General features: G+C 72.0%; 7 protein-coding genes. All 7 read right to left on the reverse strand.

The features are described 5' to 3' along the window. A partial coding sequence (locus tag DQW85_RS31210) for an acyl-CoA dehydrogenase family protein (protein ID WP_240197536.1) occupies positions 1 to 497 on the reverse strand: 497 nt, incomplete at its 3' end. A 1-nt stretch (position 498) separates the two neighbouring features. Further along, positions 499 to 1,686: an acyl-CoA dehydrogenase family protein gene (locus tag DQW85_RS31215; RefSeq protein ID WP_240197537.1), complete on the reverse strand. Its 1,188-nt coding sequence runs from the start codon at positions 1,684 to 1,686 to the stop codon at positions 499 to 501. Continuing rightward, positions 1,683 to 2,885, reverse strand: a complete 1,203-nt coding sequence (locus DQW85_RS31220; RefSeq protein WP_113703388.1) for an acyl-CoA dehydrogenase family protein — start codon at positions 2,883 to 2,885, stop codon at positions 1,683 to 1,685. The genes DQW85_RS31215 and DQW85_RS31220 overlap by 4 nt, the downstream gene beginning before the upstream one ends. 360 nt (positions 2,886 to 3,245) lie before the next feature. Further along, the gene (locus DQW85_RS31225; protein ID WP_113703389.1) at positions 3,246 to 4,130 is read right to left on the reverse strand and encodes a DMT family transporter; all 885 of its coding nucleotides are present in this window, start codon (positions 4,128 to 4,130) and stop codon (positions 3,246 to 3,248) included. A 136-nt stretch (positions 4,131 to 4,266) separates the two neighbouring features. Next, complete coding sequence (locus DQW85_RS31230) at positions 4,267 to 4,641, reverse strand: VOC family protein (RefSeq protein WP_113703390.1); 375 nt, start codon at positions 4,639 to 4,641, stop codon at positions 4,267 to 4,269. A gap of 45 nt (positions 4,642 to 4,686) precedes the next feature. After that, positions 4,687 to 6,837, reverse strand: a complete 2,151-nt coding sequence (gene secA2, locus DQW85_RS31235; protein WP_240197538.1) for an accessory Sec system translocase SecA2 — start codon at positions 6,835 to 6,837, stop codon at positions 4,687 to 4,689. A 245-nt stretch (positions 6,838 to 7,082) separates the two neighbouring features. Then, on the reverse strand, positions 7,083 to 7,566 hold a 484-nt coding region (locus tag DQW85_RS31240; RefSeq protein WP_162795521.1), incomplete at its 5' end, for a DMT family transporter.

Consider the following 7,566-nt stretch of genomic DNA (forward strand, 5'->3'; position numbering starts at 1 on the left):
CCGCCGCCCCCGCCCTCCGCGCTTCCCGTGACCGCGCCGCTCTCCGCGCGGACCGCGGAGCCGCGCCACGGCTGGTACGGCGAGGCCGCATGCGACACGACCAGCGCGGCCGTCGCGCGCCCCTCCGCCAACCTCTCCAGCAGCGCGCCCACGCCCTCCTCCGCGCCGATCGGCAGCAGCGCGCGCGTGGCCAGCACCGAGCTGGTGAAGAACGGCACCGGGGCGACGCCCCGGCCCAGCTCCTCCAGCACCACCGCCGCCTCACTGGCCGACGCCCCGGCCCCGCCGTACTCCTCGGGGACGAGCAGCCCGGCAACCCCGATCTCGCCCGCGAGCGTCTTCCACAGGTCGAGGTCGTACGGGTCGGACTCGGCCCGCTGCAGCACGGCGGCGGGCGGGCAGCGGTCGGCGAGCAGGGCGCGCACGGCGGCGCGCAGCTCCTCCTCGACCTCCGAATACAGGAGTGTCATCAGGCGCTCGCCTCCGGCTCGCTCCATGTCATCGCGGCAAATCCTTCCAGGGGACGTCCTTGTCCACGCGGGGCTCGGAGGGCAGGCCCAGCACCCGTTCGGACACGATGTTGCGCAGGATCTCCGAGGTGCCGCCCTCGATCGAGTTGCCCTTGGCGCGCAGATAGCGGTATCCGGCGCCGCGACCGTAGAAGTCGACCGTGTCCGAGCGGCGGAACGTCCAGTCGTCGTAGCCGAGGTCGCGCCGGAACTCGACGTCGAGCCCCGTCAACGCCTGGTTCAGCTCGGCGAACGCCAGCTTCATGCCGGAGCCCTCCGGCCCCGGCTGCCCGGCGGCGAGCTGCTCGCGCAGCCGGGCGCCCGACAGGCGGGTCACCTCGGCCTCCACCCAGAGCGACAGCAGCCGCTGGTGCAGGTCGTGGGTGCGCAGCTCGGGGCGGGCGCGCCATTCCTCCAGCACGGCGCCGACCATGCCGCCGCCCCGCCGCACCGGGGCGCCGCCGATCGCCACGCGTTCGTTCATGAGCGTGGTCTGGGCGACGCGCCAGCCGTCGCCCACCTCTCCCAGCCGCAGGTCGTCCGGGAGCCGCACGCCGGTGAGGAACACCTCGTTGAACTCCGCCTCGCCGGTGATCTGCCGCAACGGGCGCACGTCCACGCCCGGCGCGCGCATGTCGCAGACGAAGTAGGTGAGTCCGCGGTGCTTGGGCACGGCGGGATCGGTGCGGGCGACGAGGATCGCCCAGCGGGAGTGGTGGGCGCCGGACGTCCACACCTTCTGCCCGTCCACGACCCACTCGTCACCGTCCCTGACCGCCCTGGTGGCGAGCGTCGCCAGGTCGGATCCGGCGCCGGGCTCGCTGAAGAGCTGGCACCAGACCTCCTCGCCGGTCCACAGCGGCCGGAGGAAGCGGCGTTTCTGCTCCTCCGTGCCGAAGGCCAGGATGGTGGGCGCGGCCATGCCGAGGCCGATGGCCTGGACACCCGGGTCGAGCTGCGGCGTGTGGGCCAGCTCGCGCTCGACGACCTCCTGAAGGTCCCGCGACAGCCCGAGCCCGCCGAGCCCCTCCGGGAACCACACCCACGCCAGCCCGGCGTCGAACCTGGCCCGCAGGAATTCCAGCCTGTCGCCGGCCGGGTCATGATCGTCCAGGAGCGTCGTGATGCGCTCCCTGAGCAGGGCTTCGTCCACTCCGGCTTCCTCTCTCGCCGTCACATGTACTTCTTGAGCTCGCGGTAGGCCAGCGACCGCTTGTGCACCTCGTCCGGCCCGTCGGCCAGGCGCAGCGAGCGCGCGCCCGCCCAGAGCGCGGCCAGCGGGAAGTCCTGCGAGACGCCGCCCGCGCCGTGCACCTGGATGGCCTTGTCGAGGATCCACTCGACCGCGATCGGAGTCGCGATCTTGATGGCCTGGATCTCGGTGTGGGCGCCCTGGTTGCCGACGGTGTCCATGAGCCAGGCCGTCTTGAGGATCAGCAGCCGCAACTGCTCGATCCTGACGCGGGACTCGGCGATCCAGTCCTGCACGACGCCCTGCTGGGCGACAGTCTTGCCGAACGCCGTCCTGTTCAGCGCCCGCCGGCACATGAGCTCGACCGCGCGCTCGGCGATGCCGATGAGCCGCATGCAGTGATGGATGCGGCCGGGGCCGAGCCTGGCCTGGGCGATGGCGAAGCCGCCGCCCTCCTCGCCGACGAGGTTGTCGACCGGGACGCGCACGTCCTCGAACACGATCTCGGCATGCCCGCCGTGGTCGCCGTCGCTGTAGCCGAACACCTGCATGCCCCGCTTGATGTGCATGCCGGGCGTGTCACGCGGGACCAGCACCATGCTCTGCTGGCGGTGCGACGGCGCCTCCGGATCCGTCTTGCCCATCACGATGAAGATCTTGCAGTCGGGGTTCATCGCGCCGGTGATGAACCACTTCCGGCCGTTGATGACGTACTCGTCGCCGTCGCGGACGATCGACGTGGTGATGTTGGTGGCGTCGGAGGAGGCCACGTCCGGCTCGGTCATCGCGAACGCCGAGCGGATCTGCCCGTCGAGGAGCGGCTGGAGCCACTCCTTGACCTGCCACTCGCTGCCGAACATGGAGAGCACCTCCATGTTGCCGGTGTCGGGCGCGGCGCAGTTGGTGGCGGTGGGCGCGATGCCCGGGCTGCGGCCCATGATCTCGGCCAGTGGCGCGTACTGGAGGTTCGTCAGCCCCGCCCCGTGCTCCCCGGGCAGGAACAGGTTCCACAGGCCGCGCTTCCTGCCCTCGTCCTTCAGGTCGGCGAGCAGCGGCGGAGCGCTCCATCCGCTGGCCGACGCCTGCTGGTGGAAGGCCGCCTCGGCCGGGTAGACGCATTCGTCCATGAAGCGCAGCAGTCGCTCGCGCAGGTCCTCGGTGACGGTGTCGAAGGCGAAGTCCATGCCGAGAGCCTACCGACCGGCCGGTATGACTGTCGACCGCCCCCCCGCTCATGGCCGAAGAAGTAGATCCACGGCGGTTCGTCTTCCGGCCGTTCACCGGCGCTGAGCGCAAGCTGAGCGGCTTCGTCGAGCTTCCGGTCAGCCGAACCGCCGATCCCACACGAGCGCATGGCCACGGGCTTCCTGCCGAGCCGAGAGCGCACGCGCGCCGGGGCTCACCTCCCAAGGCTCCCTTGCATGGCTGAAGAACACGACGACGGTGTATCTCGTGCAGGCCCATGCCAACCCGGCAGAGCCTGCGGAGGTCTCCGGGACGCGGTGGTGCTCGCCCGCCTGGCGGAGTGGCGCCGGCCTCGCGGCTCAGCTCCGTTCTGATGTCGCGGTCAGTGGACGAGGTGCCGTGATGGCGTCAACCGGCGCCGGTCGGGAGTGGTCGGGAGCCAGCCGCCCCAGTGTGATCGTGCCGGCGATGGTCAGCGCCCCGGCCAGCAGCGCGGGGATCGCGGTGGACGGGCTCGCGGGGAGGGGCTCGCCCAGGAGGACGGCTCCGGCGAGCACCGAGGTGATCGGGTCGACGACCTGCACGCCCGCGTACGCGATGCCGAAGTAGCCGACCGCGTACGACCGTTGCAGCAGCACGATGGCGCACACCAGCAGCACCGGCACGACCAGCGTGAACCAGTGCAGCAGCCTGCCCCAGTCGCCCTGCAGCCCGCCGCCCACCACGCGGACGAACGTGGACACGCAGGCCGTGACGACCCCCGCCGCGATGGAAAGCAGCAGCGCCCTGCCCGGCCCGTGCAGCCTGCTGGCGACGAACTGCGCGACCAGTACGATCGCGCCGATCACCGCGATGAAGCCGACCGCGGCGCCGTCGCCCAGGTGGGGTGTGGCGTTCTGGACGGGCACGAGCAGCATGAGCCAGAGCAGCCCGACGGCCACGGCCACGGAGCCTAGGATCTCCGCCCGGTACGGCCTGCGACCGTACATGAGCGCGGCCAGCGGCACCGCGAACACCAGCGTCGCCACGCTGATCGGCTGCACGACGACCAGCGGCGCGAAGCTCAGCGCCACCGCGTGCAGGCCGGCCCCGGTGAGCCCGACCACTCCACCGATCAGCCAGCGAGGGCGCCTCATCAACTTGAGCGAGGCGCCCTCCGACACGGCCTCGTACTGTTGCAGCGCCGCGCCGAGCGCGTATCCCAGTGCGCCCACCAGGGCCATGAGCAGGCCGACCCAGGTCATCGGCGCCCGCGCGGGGGGGTAGATCCGTCCAGGAGCATTGCTCCAGCTTAGGGGCGGCGGAGAGCCCAGGAATCATCCTTTAGGCTGATCGTCCCCCCTACTACGCCGCGTGACCGCCCGTATCCCCGCGAACCCGTCAGGATTTCTCCGGGCAGACGCACAGCAGGTGCCCCTCGGGGTCCTGCAGGACGATCCACCCGACGCCGTCCTCCGTGATCCCGGGCTGGAACTCGGGCCTGGTGGCGCCCAGCGCGACGTACTCCTCGGCGGCCTTCTCCACGTCGGGCACCCGGAAGTCGAAGTGGAACTGCTTGGCCGGGCTCGGCCACTCCACCGGCCGGCGGTCGGGGACGCGGCCGAAGTAGATGTTCGTGGCGCCGTCGCCGACGGCGGCGTACTCGTCCTCGGAGTACTGGATGTCCAGGCCCGTGATCTGGTGGTAGAACTCGGCCATCCTCTTGGGCTCCGCGCAGTCGATGGTGACGGCGAGGAGCTTCGCCTTCGTTGTCATGGCCAGAGCGTCGCAGGTATACCTGCCATCTCTTGTCAGGTACGGCTAGCGACCGCGCACTGCCGAGCCGACGCGCTTGAGGATGCGGTCCCACTCGGTGCCGAACGGGTTGTCCTGCACCATGTAGGTCCACGTCGCCGTCGGGCGCGCGAGGTCGGGCTCGGGCGCCTCGAACGCCTCCAGCGAGCGGCGCTCGACCTCGGCCAGCAGCGACTTGTACTCGGCCACGGCCTCGCGGTGGAACTCGTCGATCGGGCTCATCCGGCCCAGCGCCCGCAGGTGGATGCCCTCGCGCAGGTCGGTGAGGAAGGCCAGGTGCTCGGTCCAGCAGCGGTCGATGGCGTGCAGCACGATCTGGCGGGCCGTCTCGTCGCGGGTGTCCTCGGGCAGCGCCTCCCAGCGCTCGGGGCTGCCCTCGGCCAGCGCCCTGGCGGCGGCGTCGCCGTGCAGGACCTTGTCGCGCCACTCCAGGATGAGCTCGCGCTGGTGCTCCAGCAGGCGGGTGAAGCGCCAGGTGTTGCGGTGGATCTGCAGGTTGACGCCCTCGGCGACCCGCTGGGCGTGGCCGACCAGGTAGGCGCCGCGGCGGTGCCGCACGATGCCGTCGGCGTCGGCGGCGGGCGGGCGCTCGTCCGGGACGAACTGCGTGATCAGGTCGTCCTGCATGCTGACGAAGAACACCGAGCCGCCGGGGTCGCCCTGGCGGCCCGCGCGCCCGCGCAGCTGGTCGTCCAGCCGGCTGCTGGCGTGCCGGCCCGAGCCGATCACGTACAGGCCGCCCAGCTCGGCGACGCCCTCGCCGAGGCGGATGTCGGTGCCGCGCCCGGCCATCTGGGTGGAGACCGTGATGGCGTCGCGCTCGCCCGCGCGGGCGATGATCGCGGCCTCCTCGGCGTCGTTCTTGGCGTTGAGCACGACCGGGTCGAGGCCGCGCCGCTCCAGGAGCTTGGCGAGGTTCTCCGACTCGGCCACGTCGAGGGTGCCGATGAGGATGGGCCGGCCGGTGGCGTGCACAGCCTGGATCTCCTCCACCAGCGCCGCGTCCTTGTCGGGCACGGCCGGGTAGACGCGGTCGGGCTCGTCCTTCCTGACGCACGGCCGGTTGGACGGGATCACCGCGACCTTCAGCCCGTAGAACTCGCCGAGCTGCTCGCTGACCGCGACCGCCGTGCCCGTCATGCCGCAGATCTTGGGATAGCGGCGGATCAGGCCCTGGACGGAGATGGAGTCGAGGATCTCGCCCTTCTCGCTGGGGTCGAGCGCCTCCTTGGCCTCCACGGCCGCCTGCAGGCCGTTGGGCCAGCGCTGCAGCAGCGCCACCCGGCCGCGGGAGGCGTTGATGAGCTGCACCTTGCCGTCGCGGACGATGTAGTCGACGTCGCGGCTGAGCAGCGCGTGGGCGTGCAGCGCCAGATTGACCTCGATGAGGGTCCCGGGCTCGTTCTCGTCGTACAGGTCGACGTCCAGCAGGTGCTCGACGGTGTCGGCGCCCTTGGGCGTCAGGTAGACGTTGCGCGCCTGGTCGTCGATCTCGTAGTGGTAGCCCCGGACCAGCTGCCTGACCAGCGCCGCCATCTCCGGCACCGCGCTGCCCGCGTCGGACGCCCCGGCCATCACCAGCGGCACCCGCGCCTCGTCCACCAGCACGGAGTCGGCCTCGTCGATCAGCGCCACCTCGGGCGCGGGCACGATGATCTCGCCGGCGTCGGTGCGGAGCCGGTCGCGCAGCACGTCGAAGCCGATCTCGCTGACCGCGCCGTAGGTGACGTCCTTGGCGTACGCCGCGCGCCGCTCGTCGAAGGTGGAGCTCTGCCCGATCCATCCCACCGAGACGCCCATCGCCTCGTAGAACGGCCCCATCCACTCCGCGTCGCGCCTGGCCAGGTAGTCGTTGACGGACACGACGTGCACGCGCCTGCCCTGCAGGGCGTGGCCCGCGGCCGCCATGGCGCCGGACAGCGTCTTGCCCTCGCCGGTGGCCATCTCGGCGATCTTCCCGTCGAGGAGCGCGAGCGTCCCGAGCAACTGCACGTCGTACGGCCTCAGCCCGAGCGTCCGGTCGGCGGCCTCGCGCGCGACGGCGCAGAAGCGGGCCAGATCGTCCATCGCCGGCCGGGGCAGCTCGTCGAGCTCCCCGATCGGCCCGGCCAGCTCGCCGGCCGCCTTGACGATCTTCTTGTACGGGCTCAGGTTCACCCCTCCTGGACGGTCCAGGAGGTTTCTGAGGATTCCGGTAATCGACGCCACAGTCCCTCCAACGCGCACTTCGCCGACACCGTTCCCTCGTGCCCGCCACCCCTGCCGCCCATTCGCGGGGCCACGGGAGCGGAGCGACGGTACGGCATGCGTCGCCGTACCGGACCCTAACCCATGCCGCGGCCCATACGACCCACTCGACGCTCTGCGCCGCCGCTCCGCTCCCCTGGGCTCCGGCGGACCCGTCAGCGCCCGCCGGGCCGGACCGTGAGCACCACCACGGCCGCCACCAGCAGCGCGCACCCCGACCAGGCCAGGGGCGTGAGCCGTTCGCCGAACAGCGCCACGCCCAGCAGCGCCGCACCGGCCGCCTCCCCCAGCGAGATGATCGAGACGGTGGTGGCGCTGAGCGCGGTGAGCGCGCGGAAGAACAGGCCGTAGGCGAGCGCGGTCGGCACCGCCCCGAGATAGAGCAGCAGGGCCACGGACGGCACGCTCATCTCGGGCAGCGCGCCGTCCACCAGCGCGAACGGCGCCAGGCAGGCCGCTCCCACGACGAGCCCGCCCACGGCCGTGCCCTGTGGGTCGTCCCGGTGGCGCCGCGAGAACAGCGTCACGGCGGCGTACCCGCCGGCCGACAGCAGCCCGAACGCGACCCCCGCCACCTGCCCGCCACCCCCCGGCCCGCCCCCGCCCGGCAGGGGTCCGGCGATGGGCAGGGTCTCGGCG

It is taken from the genome of Nonomuraea lactucae (assembly GCF_003313395.1).
GTDB classification, from domain to species: domain Bacteria; phylum Actinomycetota; class Actinomycetes; order Streptosporangiales; family Streptosporangiaceae; genus Nonomuraea; species Nonomuraea lactucae.

What these genes read in the sequence shown, in the direction of transcription:
- DQW85_RS31220 (WP_113703388.1), bottom strand. Translation starts at nt 2,885, where the DNA reads ATGGACTTCGCCTTCGACACCGTCACCGAGGACCTGCGCGAGCGACTG.
- DQW85_RS31225 (WP_113703389.1), bottom strand. Translation starts at nt 4,130, where the DNA reads ATGACCTGGGTCGGCCTGCTCATGGCCCTGGTGGGCGCACTGGGATAC.
- DQW85_RS31230 (WP_113703390.1), bottom strand. Translation starts at nt 4,641, where the DNA reads ATGACAACGAAGGCGAAGCTCCTCGCCGTCACCATCGACTGCGCGGAG.